This is a genomic window from Pseudodesulfovibrio indicus (assembly GCF_001563225.1).
Lineage (GTDB): Bacteria > Desulfobacterota > Desulfovibrionia > Desulfovibrionales > Desulfovibrionaceae > Pseudodesulfovibrio > Pseudodesulfovibrio indicus.
The window spans coordinates 1,176,625-1,192,294 of the sequence record NZ_CP014206.1; the positions used below are offsets into that span (position 1 = coordinate 1,176,625).

General features: G+C 64.2%; 16 protein-coding genes. 12 read left to right on the plus strand and 4 right to left on the minus strand.

The annotated features are described in order from the left end of the window. Positions 1–4: 4 nt before the first annotated feature. Positions 5–1,669 carry a sensor domain-containing diguanylate cyclase gene (locus tag AWY79_RS05470; protein ID WP_158509858.1) on the minus strand — a complete coding sequence of 555 codons (1,665 nt, stop codon included), beginning with the start codon at positions 1,667–1,669 and terminating at the stop codon, positions 5–7. A 319-nt stretch (positions 1,670–1,988) separates the two neighbouring features. On the opposite strand from AWY79_RS05470, the gene AWY79_RS05475 reads away from it, so the two are divergent. From AWY79_RS05475 to AWY79_RS05510, 8 genes are all read left to right on the plus strand, one after another. Then, positions 1,989–2,645: a CBS domain-containing protein gene (locus AWY79_RS05475; protein WP_066801352.1), complete on the plus strand. Its 657-nt coding sequence runs from the start codon at positions 1,989–1,991 to the stop codon at positions 2,643–2,645. Positions 2,646–2,758: 113 nt separating this feature from the next. After that, positions 2,759–3,556, plus strand: coding sequence for an ABC transporter ATP-binding protein (locus AWY79_RS05480; RefSeq protein ID WP_066801355.1), 798 nt, complete (start codon positions 2,759–2,761; stop codon positions 3,554–3,556). A gap of 118 nt (positions 3,557–3,674) precedes the next feature. Beyond that, complete coding sequence (locus AWY79_RS05485) at positions 3,675–5,588, plus strand: AMP-binding protein (RefSeq protein WP_066801357.1); 1,914 nt, start codon at positions 3,675–3,677, stop codon at positions 5,586–5,588. Continuing rightward, positions 5,588–6,475 (plus strand): branched-chain amino acid ABC transporter permease, encoded by an 888-nt coding sequence (locus AWY79_RS05490; RefSeq protein ID WP_066801359.1) that lies wholly within the window; start codon positions 5,588–5,590, stop codon positions 6,473–6,475. Before AWY79_RS05485 ends, AWY79_RS05490 begins: the two co-directional genes overlap by 1 nt. 2 nt (positions 6,476–6,477) lie before the next feature. After that, positions 6,478–7,524, plus strand: coding sequence for a branched-chain amino acid ABC transporter permease (locus AWY79_RS05495; RefSeq protein WP_066801361.1), 1,047 nt, complete (start codon positions 6,478–6,480; stop codon positions 7,522–7,524). Positions 7,525–7,626: 102 nt separating this feature from the next. After that, the gene (locus AWY79_RS05500; RefSeq protein ID WP_066801363.1) at positions 7,627–8,841 is read left to right on the plus strand and encodes an ABC transporter substrate-binding protein; all 1,215 of its coding nucleotides are present in this window, start codon (positions 7,627–7,629) and stop codon (positions 8,839–8,841) included. A 277-nt stretch (positions 8,842–9,118) separates the two neighbouring features. After that, the gene (locus AWY79_RS05505) at positions 9,119–9,919 is read left to right on the plus strand and encodes an ABC transporter ATP-binding protein (protein WP_099093190.1); all 801 of its coding nucleotides are present in this window, start codon (positions 9,119–9,121) and stop codon (positions 9,917–9,919) included. 385 nt (positions 9,920–10,304) lie between these two features. Next, positions 10,305–11,543, plus strand: a complete 1,239-nt coding sequence (locus tag AWY79_RS05510) for a phenylacetate--CoA ligase family protein (protein ID WP_066801365.1) — start codon at positions 10,305–10,307, stop codon at positions 11,541–11,543. Between the two features lie 493 nt (positions 11,544–12,036). Here the strand turns inward: AWY79_RS05510 and AWY79_RS05515 are convergent, their stop codons facing one another. Together AWY79_RS05515 and AWY79_RS19305 are read right to left on the minus strand one after the other, a co-directional pair. Further along, positions 12,037–12,375: an IscA/HesB family protein gene (locus AWY79_RS05515; RefSeq protein WP_066801367.1), complete on the minus strand. Its 339-nt coding sequence runs from the start codon at positions 12,373–12,375 to the stop codon at positions 12,037–12,039. Positions 12,376–12,731: 356 nt separating this feature from the next. After that, complete coding sequence (locus AWY79_RS19305; RefSeq protein WP_078063627.1) at positions 12,732–13,073, minus strand: IscA/HesB family protein; 342 nt, start codon at positions 13,071–13,073, stop codon at positions 12,732–12,734. A gap of 168 nt (positions 13,074–13,241) precedes the next feature. On the opposite strand from AWY79_RS19305, the gene pyrR reads away from it, so the two are divergent. From pyrR to AWY79_RS05540, 4 genes are all read left to right on the plus strand, one after another. After that, positions 13,242–13,784, plus strand: a complete 543-nt coding sequence (gene pyrR, locus AWY79_RS05525) for a bifunctional pyr operon transcriptional regulator/uracil phosphoribosyltransferase PyrR (RefSeq protein ID WP_066807024.1) — start codon at positions 13,242–13,244, stop codon at positions 13,782–13,784. A 2-nt stretch (positions 13,785–13,786) separates the two neighbouring features. Continuing rightward, complete coding sequence (thrB, locus tag AWY79_RS05530) at positions 13,787–14,323, plus strand: homoserine kinase (RefSeq protein ID WP_066801369.1); 537 nt, start codon at positions 13,787–13,789, stop codon at positions 14,321–14,323. Then, a complete protein-coding gene (locus AWY79_RS05535) occupies positions 14,320–14,922 on the plus strand; it encodes a hypothetical protein (protein WP_066801372.1) in 603 nt (200 codons plus the stop codon). The genes thrB and AWY79_RS05535 overlap by 4 nt, the downstream gene beginning before the upstream one ends. A gap of 95 nt (positions 14,923–15,017) precedes the next feature. Then, the gene (locus AWY79_RS05540; RefSeq protein WP_066801374.1) at positions 15,018–15,269 is read left to right on the plus strand and encodes a sunset domain-containing protein; all 252 of its coding nucleotides are present in this window, start codon (positions 15,018–15,020) and stop codon (positions 15,267–15,269) included. Position 15,270: 1 nt separating this feature from the next. Here the strand turns inward: AWY79_RS05540 and AWY79_RS05545 are convergent, their stop codons facing one another. Further along, complete coding sequence (locus AWY79_RS05545; protein ID WP_066801376.1) at positions 15,271–15,627, minus strand: hypothetical protein; 357 nt, start codon at positions 15,625–15,627, stop codon at positions 15,271–15,273. Positions 15,628–15,670 lie beyond the last annotated feature (43 nt).

Sequence of the window (15,670 nt, forward strand, 5' to 3'; positions counted from 1 at the left end):
GGGATCAGGCCGAAACAGCCTCGGCCACGGTGCAGGTTCCCCTGCCCTTGGACTTGGATCGGTACATGGCCTTGTCCGCGCCCCGGACCAGGGTGTCGGCCTGGGACGCGTGGTCCGGGAACACGGCCACGCCCACGCTGGCCCCGACCTTGGCCGTGGCCGTGCGCAGCTCGAAGGGACGGCACAGCTCGTCCACGATCTTCTCGCCCACCTTGACCGCTTCCTCGACGCTCCCGACCTCCGAGAGGATGATCGCGAACTCGTCGCCGCCCAGCCTGGCCACGGTGTCGGACTTGCGCACCGTCCGGCGCAGGGCCTTGCCCACCTGGACCAGCAGCTCGTCGCCGGTCTGGTGGCCCATGGTGTCGTTGACCTGCTTGAATCCGTCCAGGTCCACGTAGAGCAGGGCGAGCCTGCGTCCGTAGCGCCGGGCGCTTTCGATGCCTCCCCCCAGCCGGTCGAAGAACAGCTTGCGGTTGGGCAGGCCGGTCAGGGCGTCGTACATGGCCATGGCGAAGAGCTGCGCCTGGTAGAGGCGGCGGCGGGACACGGCCAGGGCCAGGTTCCACGCGCCGAGGGCCACGGCCATGAACAACGCGCCCCCGCCCAGGAAGAGCTTGATCAGCAGGGCGCGGGTGAAGTCGTTGAGGACCTCGGGCCCGATGCGGGAGAGCAGCACCCAGTGGTAGGGGCCTTTGCCGTCTTTGCCGGGCGCGGGACATTGGGCATTGAGGCTCTTGCCGAATCGCGCCAGTTTCTTGTGGGGGTGGATGGTCCTGAAGGTGAACAGCCCGTTGCCGGTGCGAAACTGGCCCTGTTCGGCGTCGCGCATCCTCAGCCATTCGTCCGGGAAGTCGCGGGCAAAGGTCGCGTCCCCCTTGTCGAGGTACATGAACCCCCATTCCTTGGTCTCGTCAGGACCCAGGAGCCAGTATCCGTCCTCGTTGAGGAGCATGGATGTCCCGTCGGCGACGATGCCCGCCCGGAGGATGTGCTCAAGCATATCGGCGGCGGCGTAGTTGATCAGGACGATGCCCCGCTTGTTGCCCGCGGAGTCGAAGACCGGGGTGCCGATGCGCATCATGGGCCGGGGCGGCTGCTCCACCTGGCCGTTCTCCACGTTGAGATCCAGGGGAGAGAGATAGATGGCCCGCTCGTCCAGGGCGAAGCAGTCGCGGAAATAATAGCGGTTGCCCTTGTCCTGCAACTCGGCTTCGGGCACGGGCCGGAGGATGCCGTCCCGGTTGTTGACCCGGACCCGCTCCATGCCGGTCGCGTCGAGGAAGCGGATCTGGTCGTAGGCAGGCCGGTTCTTGGCCAGACGCTCGTACTCCCGCCGCATGTCGCGGACCAGTGCCGGGTCGCCGGAATCGAGGTGCAGGATCAGCTCGTTCTCCTCGGCCAGGAAGAGGACGTCCCCGACCACCGAAGTCAGCGCGTTGTCGATGGCCGCCACCTGGAGGTCCAGGGAGTGGACCTCCAGGGACATCAGCTCCTGGACGTAGGAGCGCATGTCCATGCGGTACAGGACGGCCGCGCCTCCGCCCAGCAGGAAGATGACGACCAGGAAGAGCAGCATGAACAGGTTCATGGCCTTCCGGATGACCTTCTGGTTTTCCCTCTGGACGTTGGCCGAGGGGAACGCTGCTTCCATTTCTTGCGCGGTCATGGGCTTGCTCGCTCGTCGGAGTCGGCTATGGCGCAGGGCGCTCGATTTGTTATCTGTATTGCAAATCATCCAAACGAACACAAATGTCAATGCTTCCATGGGTGAACAGTTGCGGTGTGCGTTTCGGGTTATTTAGGCAAAACAGTTGTTTGACTATTGACTTGTGTTTCAAAAACAGGTTTTTAGGTCTACCGTAGGCCGGGTGCGCCGTTCACGGTTGGAATTGCGCCGTTCAATGAAAACGTGTATCCATCCGGGACGAATCTATGCCATTCACGGCCAACATGGAGCCTGCGGTGCTCCGCCAAGGAGGGATATCATGTACGTCGGACTGAAAATGCTTCGTGACTTCGTCACCGTCACCCCCCAGACCCTGGTCAAGGATGCTCAGAAGCAGCTTGACGACAGCAAGCTGTGGATGTTGCTGGTGGTGGACGACACGGGCAAATTGGTCGGCTATGTCCGCAAGGAGGACATCATGGCCGCCCTGCCGAGCATCATGACTTCCCTGGAAAAGCACGAGATCAACTACCTCATGAGCAAACTCACGGTGGAGAAAATCTACCGCACCGACATCAAGACCGTGGCCCCGGAGACCGAGATCGAGGGCGCCGCGGACATGATGTTCGAGATGAACCTGGCCGGACTGGCCGTGGTCGGCGCCGAGGGCGAGCTCATCGGGTACATCAACCGCAGCGTCATGCTCGACGTGCTTGCCGAGGAGATGGGCTACCGCGAGGGCGGCAGCCGCCTGACCCTGGAGGTCGAGGACCGTTCCGGCGTTCTCTACGAGGTCGCGGGGGTCATCGCCAACATGAAGATATCCATCATCTCCACCGGCACCTTCTTCTTTAACGGACGCAGGATAGTGGTCGTCCGCATAGATACCGAAGACCCGTCCACGGTCGCCACGGCGCTCAAGGACAGGGGTTACAAACTGGTCGCCCCCGAAGATTTCGAAGGGGAGTGGACCTAAGAGTCCGTCCGGCCATCCGGCAGCATATGGACCCGGCGGTGTTTCGACATTCACCGACGGGCCGTGCAAACGTCGTCTGAGACGGCGGGCTTCAAGACCATAATGGAACGATTATGGCCTATCTTGACGTCAGCGACGTAACGCTCACTTTCAAGGGCATCGCCGCTCTCCTGGGCGTGTCCTTCTCCGTGGAGCAGGGGACCATCGCGTCCCTCATCGGTCCCAACGGGGCCGGCAAGACCTCCATGCTCAACTGCATCAGCGGCCGCTACATGCCCGACGGTGGCGCGCGCGGACCGTGTTCCATCTCGCTGGACGGTGAAAACCTGCTCTCCCTGCCCGCGCACAAGCGCACGGAGCTGGGGCTTTCGCGCACCTTCCAGAACATCGCCCTGTTCAAGGGCCTCTCCGTACTCGACAACCTGATGGTCGGGCGGCACAGCCAGATCAACTACGGGTTGCTCTCCTCCATCCTCTATTTCGGCCGGACCCTGCGCACCGAGCGCAAACACCGCCGCCGGGTGGAGGACGTGATCGACTTCCTGAACCTCTCGCCCTACCGGCACCAGCACGCCGGGCGACTACCCTACGGGGTGCAGAAACGGGTGGAGCTGGGCCGCGCCCTGGCGGCGGAGCCCAAGCTCATCCTGCTGGACGAGCCCATGGCCGGCATGAACCTCGAGGAAACCGAGGACATGGCCCGATATATCCTGGACATAGCCGAGGAATGGGGCGTCACCGTCCTGTTGGTCGAGCACGACATGGGGGTCGTCATGGACATCTCCGACAAGGTCGTGGTCATCGATTTCGGGTCCAAGATCGCCGAGGGCACGCCCGAAGAGGTGCAGGCGGACAAGGACGTCATCGCCGCCTACCTGGGCACCGAGGACGCCGCGTTCATGGGGAGATAGGTCCCGCCGCGCCGGCCCGAAAGGGGGCGCGGCGCGAACAGGAGGCAGGCCCGGGCCTGCCCCGGGACCCGATACACGGATGCACCGGCCCCGCGCCGGACAAGGAGAAGGAACGTTCATGGCCAAACCATATATGACCACGCTGCCCAGGCTGCTGGCGCGGCAGGCCGAGGAGAGACCCCGCAAGACCGCCCTGCGCGAAAAGGAGTGGGGCGTCTGGCAGCCCGTATCCTGGCAGGAATCCCTGCGCATCACCGCCGAATTCGCCTGCGGCCTGGAAGCTCTCGGCCTGGGGCGCGGGGACATCGTCATCCTCATCGGCAACAACCGCCCGGAATGGATCTGGGCCGAGCTGGCCATCCAGGGGCTGGGCGGCATGGCCCTGGGCCTGTACCAGGACTCTCCGGCCGAGGAGATCGAGTACGTCTTCGCCCTGTCCGAGTGCCGGTTGGTGGTGGCCGAGGACCAGGAGCAGGTGGACAAGATGCTCTCCTTCCGGGGCAACCTGCCGAACCTCGCGCACATCGTCTACCACGACCCCAAGGGGCTGAAGGCCTACGAGGGCTCGGTCCGCGGGCTGTGCAGCTTCAACTCGGTGCGCCGCCTGGGCCGCGAGAAGTGCAAGGACTGCGTGGACCGGTTCCGCGAACTGTCGCGCAAGGTCAAGCCGGACGACCCGTGCCTCATCGCCACCACCTCCGGGACCACGGGCCGCCCCAAGCTGGCCGTGCTGTCCCACCGGAACCTGCTGTCCATGGCCCACAACCTGGGCAAGTACGACCCCAAGTCGGCGGGCGACGAGTTCGTCTCCTTCCTGCCGCTGGCCTGGATGGGCGAGCAGATGATGGCCGTGGCCTCGGCCCTGCTCTTCGGGTTCTGCGTCAACTTCCCGGAGGAGCCGGACACGGCCACCGCCGACTCCCGCGAGATCGGCCCGCACTTCATCTTCTCCCCGCCGCGCGTGTACGAGTCCATCGCCGCCAAGGTGGCGGGGGACATCATGGAGACCACCCCGTTCAAGCGGTTTCTGTACAACCTCTGCCTGCCCGTTGGGTACGAGTACGTGGACACCGTGTTCGCGGGCCGGACCCCGTCCGCCTGGCTGAAGCTCAAGTATTTCCTGGCCGACCAGGGGCTGTTCCGCGCCCTGCGCGACCGGCTGGGGTTCTCGCGCATGCGCAGCGCCACCACCGGCGGCGCGGCGCTCGGCCCGGACATCTTCCGGTTCTTCCACGCCATCGGGGTGCGCCTGAAGCAGATCTACGGCCAGACCGAGATCGCGGGCATCTCCTGCATCCACAAGGAGGGCGAGGTGGACTTCACCTCCGTGGGCGCGCCCATCCCGGAGACCGAGGTCAGGATCACCGAGGAGGGCGAGATCGTCTCCCGGTCGCCCGCCGTGTTCCTGGGCTACTACCGCAACGAGGAGGCCACCCGCGAGACCCTGACCGAAGACGGCTGGCTGCTCTCGGGCGACGCGGGCTACTTCGACGAGAACGGGCGGCTGGTGGTCATCGACCGCCTCAAGGACGTCATGCACCTCAAGGACGGCACCCGGTTCTCGCCCCAGTTTCTGGAGAACAAGGTCAAGTTCTCGCCGTTTCTGCGCGAGTCCGTGGTCCTGGGCGACGGGCGCGATTATACGGCGGCCATCCTGTGCATCGACATGGCCATTGTGGGCCACTGGGCCGAGTCGCGGATGATCACCTACACGACCTACCAGGACCTGGCCGCCAAGGACGAGGTCTACGCGCTCGTCCGCGAGGAGGTGGCCAAGACCAATGCGAGCCTGCCCGAGGAGACGCGCATCAAGCGGTTCTGCCTGCTCTACAAGGAGCTGGACCCGGACGACGGCGAGCTGACCCGCACGCGCAAGGTCCGGCGCAAGACCATCAACGAACGCTACGGCGCGCTCATCGAGGCGCTCTACACGGACGCCTGCGCGCTGAATCTTCAGACCGAGATAACCTATCAGGACGGCCGGGTGCGGCAGATGTGCGGCGATATTCGCATCGAGGACATGGAGGGCTAATGGAATACTACCTGCAACTCATCGTCAACGGCCTGGTGGTCGGCTCCATCTATTCCCTGGTGGCGCTCGGCTTCGTGGTCATCTACAAGGCCACCAAGGTGGTCAACTTCGCCCAGGGCGAGCTGGTCATGGTCGGGGCGTACGTCTGCTTCGCCCTGACGGTCCAGTTCAACATCCCGTTCATCTGGGCGTTCCTGCTCACCCTGGCCTTCTCGGTGCTGCTCGGGCTGGCCATCGAGCGCATGGTGCTCCGGCCGCTCATCGGCGAGGAGCACATCTCGGTGATCATGGTCACCGTGGGCATGAGCTCGGTGCTCAAATCCCTGGTGCAGCTCTTCTGGGGCACGCAGATCAAGGTCTATCCGCAGGTCCTGCCCACCGAGCCGGTGGTCATCGCCGGGCTGCCCGTGGCCCCGGTGTACATCGCGGCCTTCATCCTCTCGGCGGTGCTCTTCGCCATCTTCTCGGTCTTCTTCAAGTATTCGCGCACCGGCATCGCCATGCGGGCCACGGCCTTCGACCAGCAGGCCGCGCAGTCCATGGGCATCGGCATCAAGAACATCTTCGCCATGAGCTGGTGCATCGCCTGCATCGTGTCCGCCGTGGGCGGCGTGATCCTGGGCAACATCAACGGCATCAACTCGCACATCGGGCATCTGGGGCTGAAGGTCTTTCCGGCGGTCATCCTCGGCGGGCTGGATTCCCTGCTCGGCGCGGCGCTGGGCGGGCTGATCATCGGCGTGCTGGAGAACGTCTGCGACGGCGCGGCCCGCCAGTTCCTGGGGCTCGGCGGCTTCCGCGAGGTGGCGGCGTTCATCGTCCTGGTGGTCATCCTGATGATCAAGCCATACGGTCTGTTCGGGACCAAAGAGATCGAGAGGGTCTAGCCATGCAGGGCAAATGCGGTCTCTTCTTCACCACCTACGAGGGCGAAGCTCAGGTCTTCCAGTCCGGGTTCCAGAAGCTCGTGATCGGGCTGTTCCTGGTCCTGCTCTGCGTCGCGCCCCTGATCCTGAACACGCACCAGACCTCGATCATGAACCTGATCTTCATCTCGGTCATCGGCGCGGTCTCCCTGAACCTCCTGACCGGCGTGTGCGGCCAGATATCCCTCGGCCACGGCGCGTTCATCGGCGTGGGGGCCTATGCCGCCGGCCAGTGCTCCCTCCACGGCGTGCCGTTTCCCCTGGCCATCCTCACCGGCGGGCTGATCACGGCCATGGTGGGCATGGTCTTCGGCGTGCCGTCGCTTCGGCTCAAGGGCATCTACCTGGCCATCGCCACCCTGGCCGCCCAGCTGGTGCTGGAATACGTGTTCCTGCACGGCGGGGCGCTCACCGGCGGCTCCAACGGCCTGCTCCTCGACCCGCCCTCGCTGCTCGGTTTCTCCTTTGATTCCGAGGGGCGCATGTACTTCCTGCTGCTGTTCTTCGCGGCGGCCTCCCTGCTGATGGTCACCAACATCATGCGGTCCAAGTACGGGCGGGCCTTCGTGTCCATCCGCGACTTCTACCTGTCCGCCGAGATCGTGGGCGTGAACCTGTTCTGGTACAAGCTCATCGCGTTCGGCGTCAGCTCGTTCCTGGCGGGCGTGGCGGGCGGCCTGTGGGGCCACTACACCGGCTACATCTCGGCAGAGCAGTTCAACATCGGGCTGTCCATCTCCTACCTTGCCATGATCATCATCGGCGGGCTGGGCTCGGTGCTCGGCTCGGTCTTCGGCGCGGTGTTCATCGTCCTCCTGCCCGAGGTGCTCAACGCGCTGGCCAACACCCTGTCCGCGTTCCTGCCGGACATCTCCCAGTACATCGTGGCCCTGCGCGAGGGCGTGTTCGGCCTGGTGCTGATCCTGTTCCTGATCTTCGAGCCGGAAGGGCTGGCCCACCGCTGGCGGCTGGTCAAGGCGTACTGGAAACTCTATCCCTTCGCCCACTAGGGCGGGGCTGCGGCGGCAATCCCGCGAACGCGCGGGTGAACATATCAAACGACGCCTCGAAGGTATGGGGGCGCGTCAACCTCAAACCCTTAGGAGTTCGAAATGAGGGTTGGTACAATCATAACCGCGACCTGCGTCCTGCTTCTTGCCGGGCTGATGCTTTTCGGTTGCGGAGGCGAGGACCAGAAACCGGCTGCAACCACCAAGAAGGAAGCGACCCCCATCCGGGTCGGCGGGCTCATCGACCTCTCCGGTCCGACCTCGTCCGTGGGCGTGCCCTACGCCGAGGGCCTCAAGGGCGGAGCCAAGTACATCAACGAGCAGGGCGGCATAGACGGCCGCATGGTCGAATTCGACCTCCAGGATACGGCCTACAACGTGCAGCAGGGCCTCTCGCTGTACAAGAAGATGGTCAACACCGACCACGTGGTCTGCATCCAGGGGTTCGGCTCGGCCGTGACCGAGGCCCTGGTCCGCACCCTGGCCAAGGACATGATCCCCAACCTGTCCGCGTCCTATTCGGCGCACCTGACCGACCCCAAGGTGGCCCCCTACAACTTCTTCATCGCCGCGGACTACACCACCCAGATGCGCGCCGCGCTCAAGTACTTCCGCGACAACTGGAAGGAAGAGCGCGCCCCCAGGCTGGCCCTGGTCTACCCCGACCATCCCTACGGCCTGGCGCCCATCGCGGGCGGCAAGGAATACGCCGCCGAAATCGGCTTCGAGATCGTGGGCGAGGCCAACGTGGCCCTGAACGCCATCGACGCCACCACCGAGCTGCTGCCCCTCAAGGAAAAGAACCCCGACTTCTGCTGGGTCGGCGGCACCACCCCGTCCACGTCCGTCATCCTCAAGTCGGCCAAGAACATCGGCATGGACACCGTGTTCTTCACCAACATCTGGGGCACGGACGAGACCCTGCCCAAGCTGGCGGGCAGCGACGCGGACGGCTCCTACTCCAACCAGGCCGCCGCGGTCTACGGCCAGGACGTGCCCGGCATGAAGGTCATCATGGAGCTCACCGGCAACGAGCCGCAGATGACCCACTACACGCGCGGCTTCGTGTCCATGCTCGTCATGGCCGAAGGCATGAAGCGGGCGCTGGCCAACGGCGAACTGACCGGCGAGTCCCTCAAGACTTCCCTGGAGACCCTGCGCGACTTCGATCCCATGGGGCTGGCCCCGCTCATCTCCTACTTCCCGGATGACCACCGCCCGAACATGGCCGTGTTCCTCTACACCATCCGGGACGGCAAACTGACCTTCGTCAAGGAACAGATCCTCGAACGCCGCGCCGAATGGCTGGGGCACTAAAGTTGAAAGCGAACCGGGGGAAACCTCTTGGAAGAGGTTTCCCCCGGACCCCCTTCCAGAACTTTTTGGCGCCACGCCGCCAGGGAAGGGGCGGGTTGAGAGAATGAGAGAGGGCGGCGTGGAGGTGCGGGCGCGAGGTTATGGTTTTCAGTTCAAAACCTGCCTTTCGCCGCCTACGTCAACGACGATTCCGCACGGCGTCGCTGCGGCGCGACATGAAGTTTTGGAGGGTCCAGGGAACCTTTTTCAAAAGGTTCCCTGGCCGCCGGAGGCAAGCGTGAACGAGATATTGCGAGTCGAGAATCTGGAAGTGGTCTACAACGACGTGGTGCTGGTCCTGAAGGGGTTGTCCCTGGCCTGCCCGGAGGGTCGGATCACGGCGTTGCTGGGGGCCAACGGGGCGGGCAAGTCCACGACGTTGAAGGCCATTTCCGGCCTGTTGCAGTGCGAGGACGGCGAGGTCACGGACGGCGCGGTGGTCTATCGCGGCGAGCCGATCCAGGGGTTGGTGCCGGAGAGGATCGTGCGCAAGGGCATCTTCCAGGTCATGGAGGGCCGCCGCATCTTCGAGGATCTGACCGTGGAGGAGAACCTGCGCTGCGGCGCGTTCACCCGTCCGCGCGGCGAGATGGCCGACTCCCTGGCCCTGGTCTACGAGTATTTTCCGCGCCTCAAGGAACGGCGCAAGCAGCTGGCGGGCTACATGTCCGGCGGCGAGCAGCAGATGTGCGCCATCGGCAGGGCGGTCATGGCCAAGCCGAGGCTGCTCCTGCTCGACGAACCGTCCCTGGGGCTGGCTCCGCTGCTGGTGGAGGAGATCTTCGACATCATCAAGCGGTTCAACCAGAAGGAGGGCGTGACCATCCTGCTGGTGGAGCAGAACGCCCGCGCAGCCCTGTCCGTGGCCGAGACCGCCTACATCATGGAGAACGGCCGCGTGGTCATGGACGGCTCGGCCAGGGAGCTGCTCGACAACCCCGACGTCCAGGAGTTCTACCTGGGCATGGGCAATGCGGGCGACAAAAAAAGCTATAGGGATGTTAAGCATTATCGGCGCAGGAAACGCTGGCTTGGGTAAATAGCGGCGGCTTCCGATAGCGGGCCGCCTGCACATTTTTCGCCGGGGGCTTTCATCCTCACGTAGACGGCTACGCTGCGGTGAAAGCCCCCGGCGAGAAAATGCACATTCGACCCACTCTCGAAAACCTCTGTGCGGTTACGGTGCTGGGCGCGGGGCCGCTTTGCTGCCGCGCCTATAGGGGGCGTGCGTGGGCGAAGATATTTGGGGGCATGGTGGTGGCGAGAAACGGGTTTCTGTCGTACCGTGGCATGGCATATTTTTACTGGAGGCCCTCCGCCGGAGGCGGAGCGATATAAAGTTTAGGAAGGGGGTTCCAAGGGGGAGAACCCTTTTCAAAGGGTTTCCCCCTTGGCCGCCGGAGGCATCCCTGGAGGCATCATCCATGTACTACACCGAGTATGAGACCGAGCCGCGCGAGAAGCGGATGAAGCGCAAGTGGAAGGGCGTGAAGGACGTGCTCTTGGCGGCGGAGCGGGCGTCGGGCGAGTTTCGGGCGCGGCTGGACGGGATGGGCGCGTGCGCCAAGGATTTCAAGGACTGGGACGACTACGGGAAGATTCCGCCGCTGCGCAAGCGGGACATCATCGAGTGGCAGCGGGAGCACGGCATCGGCTGGTTCCTGGACTGCAAGCCCGGCGAGCTGAAACGCATTTATCAGTCGCCCGGCCCGATCTTTGATCCCGAGGGGCGCGAGCCGGACTACTGGGCGTGGTCCGAGGGGTTTTTCGCCGCCGGGTTCCGGCCCGGCGACCTGGCGCAGATGACCTTTTCCTACCACATGACCCCGGCCGGGCTGATGCTGGAGGAGCCGCTTCGGAACATCGGCTGCGCGGTGATCCCGGCGGGTCCGGGCAACACCGAGAAGCAGATCGAGTTTTTGACCGGGCTTCCGGTCACGGCGTTCGTGGGCATGACCAGCTATTTGAAGGTCATCGGCGAGAAGGCCATTGCGTTGGGGCTGGACCCGCGCGCGGATTTTCATCTGGAGAAGGCGTACGTGGCGGCGGAACCGCTGCCGGAGTCCCTGCGCGCCGAGGTGGAGGAGCTGTTCGGCATCACCGTGCGCCAGGGGTACGGCACGGCGGACGTGGGCTGCATCGCCTACGAGTGCCGGGAGCTGGGCGGCATGCACCTGTCCAATTACCGGCACGTGGAGATATGCGACCCGGCCACCGGGCTGCCGCTGCCCGACGGCGAGGTGGGCGAGGTGGTGGTCACCCCGTTTTTCACCGACTATCCGCTGGTGCGGCTGGCCACGGGCGACCTGTCGTCCATCGATATCTCGGTCTGCGGCTGCGGCCGCACGGCCAGAAAGCTTACCGGATGGAAAGGGCGGGCCGACGACACGGCCAAGGTCAAGGGGCAGTTCATCTATCCGGGCCAGGCGGGCGCGGTTTTCGCCAAATACGGGTGCATTTCCGGCTGGCAGATTCTCGTAAAGCATGTTAAGGGCAGGGACGTTCTCGTGGTTTTGGCCGAAACGGCGGAACCTTTCGATACGGAAACCTTCATTGCCGACTTCCAGGCAGTGATGAAATTGAAACCAGTCGTCGAGACCTGCGCACCCGGCACCCTGCCGTGCGATGCGCCCCGGCTCGTCGATAGCAGGACTTTCGATTAACCCGGCTGTCAGGGCCGGGATTGCGGTCCTAATCGAAGTGGGCGGTGCCATGCGAGCACCGCCCTTTTTGGTTTCCGGCAATGTCGGGTGCGGCTTGCGATAGCGGCGCATCAGCACCACTCTCCCAAGCCTGATGTCGGCGGGCGTCGGTCATCCGGCCACGTCGCCGGTCCGTTGCACCTGCCTCTGGGCGACAAGAACCGCTGTTTGGGGCTTCGCCCCAAAGGCGCTCCATGGGATTTGCATTTGGAAAGGGACCGGAGAAATCCGAGTCCATTTTTTATTTTGAAAGTCCTCGATCTCGCTGCCCCGCTTGCCTTTAAAAGGCAGCAGCCCGCAGGGCGACCCTGCCCATTATGTGGACGGGAGATGGGCTAGCTGGGGAGACGGCGTCAGCCGCAAGGCGCAAAAAAGGCCCGGGACCGAAGCGTATCTCAATACGCGAGGGTCCGGGCCTTTTGCAGCAACGCCGCGGATGGCGTCGTATCCCCAGCTAGCAGCCGCAGCCGCCGGAGCCGGCGGAACCGCAGGAACCGGAAGAGGAGCAGCCGCAGCCGCCGCCACCGACCTGGTTCTCGGAATCGACGGTGAAGCCGTAGGCGGTCATGTCGATGGCGACCGCACCGGTGGCCTCGGCCAGCTCGGCGTCGATCAGGAAGGTGAAGTCGCCCTGCTGGACGGATTTATCGTTATCGCGGACTTCGTCCAGGGCCAGGGCCAGGCGGGGACCGGCGCAACCGCCGTCCGCCAGATGCACCCGGATGGGCTGTACGTCCTTGTCCGCAAAATATTTGGTCAGTTCATTCTGGGCCGATTCGGTGACTGTGATCATATTCATACTCCTGAATGGTTTCGTGTCCCAAGACAATAAGTTTCATCTATCCGATGTAAAGAGAAAAATGATCGATAGCCCCGAGAGTTGCCCCTAACCAGCCGACATAACGAGCTTAAAAAATGCGATCGGTTCCCGTTTGCCCGGCTGGCCAGGCTCCCCCATTACCTTACAATAGGGCGGAGCCGCGCCGGGGGAAGGTGTCGGCTGCACGGAGAAGCCTCAAGTCAGCGCAGAGGGGCGGGTGGGAGGTCGGCGGGTGGGAAGGGGGGTACAAGGCGCAAAAAAGGCCCGGGACCGAAGCGTATCTTCATACGCAAGGGTCCGGGCCTTTTTGCAATGCAGCGTGTCGGTCGCTAGCAGCCGCAGCCGCCGGAACCGGCGGAACCGCAGGAACCAGCCGAGGAGCAGCTGCAGCTTTCGCCGCCGCTCACCGGGTTCTCGGATTCCACCACGAAACCGTAGTAGGTCATATCGACTTTGACGTTGCCGACCTGTGCGGCCAGCTCCTTGTCGATCAGGAAAGTGAAACCGGCGGTCTCGAACACTTCATCCTTATCGTTAGGCTCATCCAGAGCCAGGGTCAGGCGCGGGCCTGCTCAGCCGCCCGCCGCGAGATACACGCGGATGGGGGACGCTTCCTTGTCCTGGAAATACCCTTCAAGCTGCTTCTGGGCAGCCTCGGTGACTTCGAACATGTATAATGCCTCCTAATTGTGGTCGGGAATTGAAGAGGTAAGATCAATAGTACCCTTTGTCAAATCGAAAGTTGCGACGGCCTGCGGGCGGAAGTTGACCCCCCTTGGGGGATGGGCTAATTTCCAAAGTTCCTTCAACCGTTAACGCCACGAGCGAGGCTTGGGATGATGAAAGACTGCGGCACCATTTTGTCCGACAAGGAGATGAGCCGAACCCTGGAGCGGCTGGCCGTCGAGGTCTACGAACGGCGGGGCGACGACGCCTCACTCGCCATCCTGGGCATCCAGCGGCGCGGCGCGGACCTGGCCGAGCGGCTGAAGAAGCTCCTGGACGAGCGGATGGGGCGCAAGATTCCCCTCGGGAAGCTCGACATCAATCTGTACCGCGACGACTGGACCACCAACCTGGAGCTGGCCCCGACCATCAACTGTTCGGAGATCGGTTTCGACGTGGACGGGGCGTCCATCGTGCTGGTGGACGACGTGCTCTACTCGGGCCGGACCGTGCGCGCGGCCCTGGAGGCGATCCTGGACTACGGGCGGCCCCGGCGCGTGGAGCTGCTGGTCCTGGTGGACCGGGGCCATCGCGAGCTGCCCATCCAGGCGGACTACGTGGGCAAGCGGCTCGACACCATGGGCGACGAGCACGTCAACGTGCTGGTCACCGAGCGCGACGGCGAGGATCGCGTCTGCCTGGTCCGGGGCGAGTAGGCATGGTCTTCAACCGCATCGAGCGCGACAAGGTTTTGCAGCCGTGCATCACCCTGGTGGGCATGGCGGGCGCGGGCAAGTCCACCCTGGGCGGGCTGCTGGCCGCGCGGCTGGACTGGGGCCAACTGGACACCGACCGGTACATGGAATCCTACTACGGCCTGACCCTGCAAGGGATCATGGACAGCTACGGACTGGACGACTTTCTGCGCATCGAGGAGGAGCTGGTTTCCGGCCTGAACCTGACCCGCACGGTGATTTCCACCGGCGGCTCGGTCATCTACGGCGAACGCGCCGTGGCCCGGCTCAAGGAGCTCGGCCCTGTCGTGCTGCTCGACATCGACGAACCCACCTTCCTTGAGCGGGTGGGCAGCGGCGAGAACCGGGGGTTGGCCATCGGCCCCGGCAAGACCATGGTCGACCTTTACAACGAGCGGCTCCCGTTGTACCGCAAGGCGGCCGACCTCACGGTCCGCACCGACCGGCTGACCCCGGAAGCGTGCGTGGAGCGCATCCTCAACCACATCGACATTCAATGAACAAGCTGACCCCCAAGGCCGCCTTCCGCAAGCTGGCCGCCATATACGACAAGATGGTCGCCCGCTACGACGAGGTGGCCCAGCCCATCGGCATGAGCTGCGAAGGGTGCACGGACAACTGCTGCCTGTCCTTTTTCCAGCACCACACCTACGTGGAGTGGGCGTACATGTGGGAGGGGCTGAACAAGCTCCCCGCCGACCGCCTCGAAACGATCCGGGAAAAGGCGCGCGAGTACGTGGACCAGGCCCAGGCGGCCCTGGCGCGCGGCGAGCGCCCGCACCTCATGTGCCCGCTGAACATCGACGAGAAGCAGGGCGTCTGCGGCCTGTACGAGCATCGGCTGATGATCTGCCGCATGCACGGCGTGCCCAACATGCTCATCCGCAACACGGGCCAGGAGATTCGCTTCCCCGGTTGCTACCGTTGCCAGGAGCTGACCGAGGGAATGGACCCGGTGCCCACCGTGGACCGCACCCCGCTCTATCGCGACCTGGTCATGCTGGAGATGCAGTTCGTGGGCAAGAACCTGCGCATGCTGCCCAAGGTGGACCACACCATCGCCGAGATGATCGTGCTCGGACCGCCGAGATTGAAATAGCGGTCTTCAGGCACGAAAAAGGGCGCCGGGAATACTCCCGGCGCCCTTTTTCGCGGGCTGTGGATTTTTTGCCTGTGGGGGCGTATGGGGGAGCCATGAGAAAATCGATTGTCTGCTGCCTGCTCCTGCTGTCGCTGGCCGTCGGGGCGGCGGCCGGGGAGCGGATTGTCTCAACGCCCGCGCCGCTGACCGTGGCCCAGGCGGAGTATCACGGCAACCGCAATTCACACATATTCCACCAGGCGGGGTGCAGGCACTACAACTGCAAGAACTGCACGGTGGTTTTCGCGACCCGTCAGGCCGCGCTCAAGGCCGGGTTCCGGCCCTGCAAGATCTGCAAGCCGTAGGCTAGACCGACAGCGGGAAGCCCGCCTTGGCAAAGGTGAACTGGCCCGCCTGGAGCAGGGCGATCTCGTTTTGGCGGGCGGATATCTGGAGGTACTTCTCCTCGTCGGGCAGGGCGGAGTTCCAGATGTGGGCGATCTCGGCGCGGACCGTGTTGATGCGCTGCTCCAGCCGGTCCAGGGTGAAGGTCCCGTTCTTGATCGGCTCGATGGCCGCCTCGCGGAAGGCCTTGATCGCCTCCTTGGAAATCTCCACCAGGTCGCCCGCCGGGCCGACGATGGATTCGTGCGCCGGGTCCTCCGGGAGCAGCTCGTAGACGCCGCTCCCCTGTATCTGGGTGGTGTCCAGTTCGATGTACATGACCTTCCTCCGTGCTGGTCGCGTACCCCTCTTATCGGCCCTT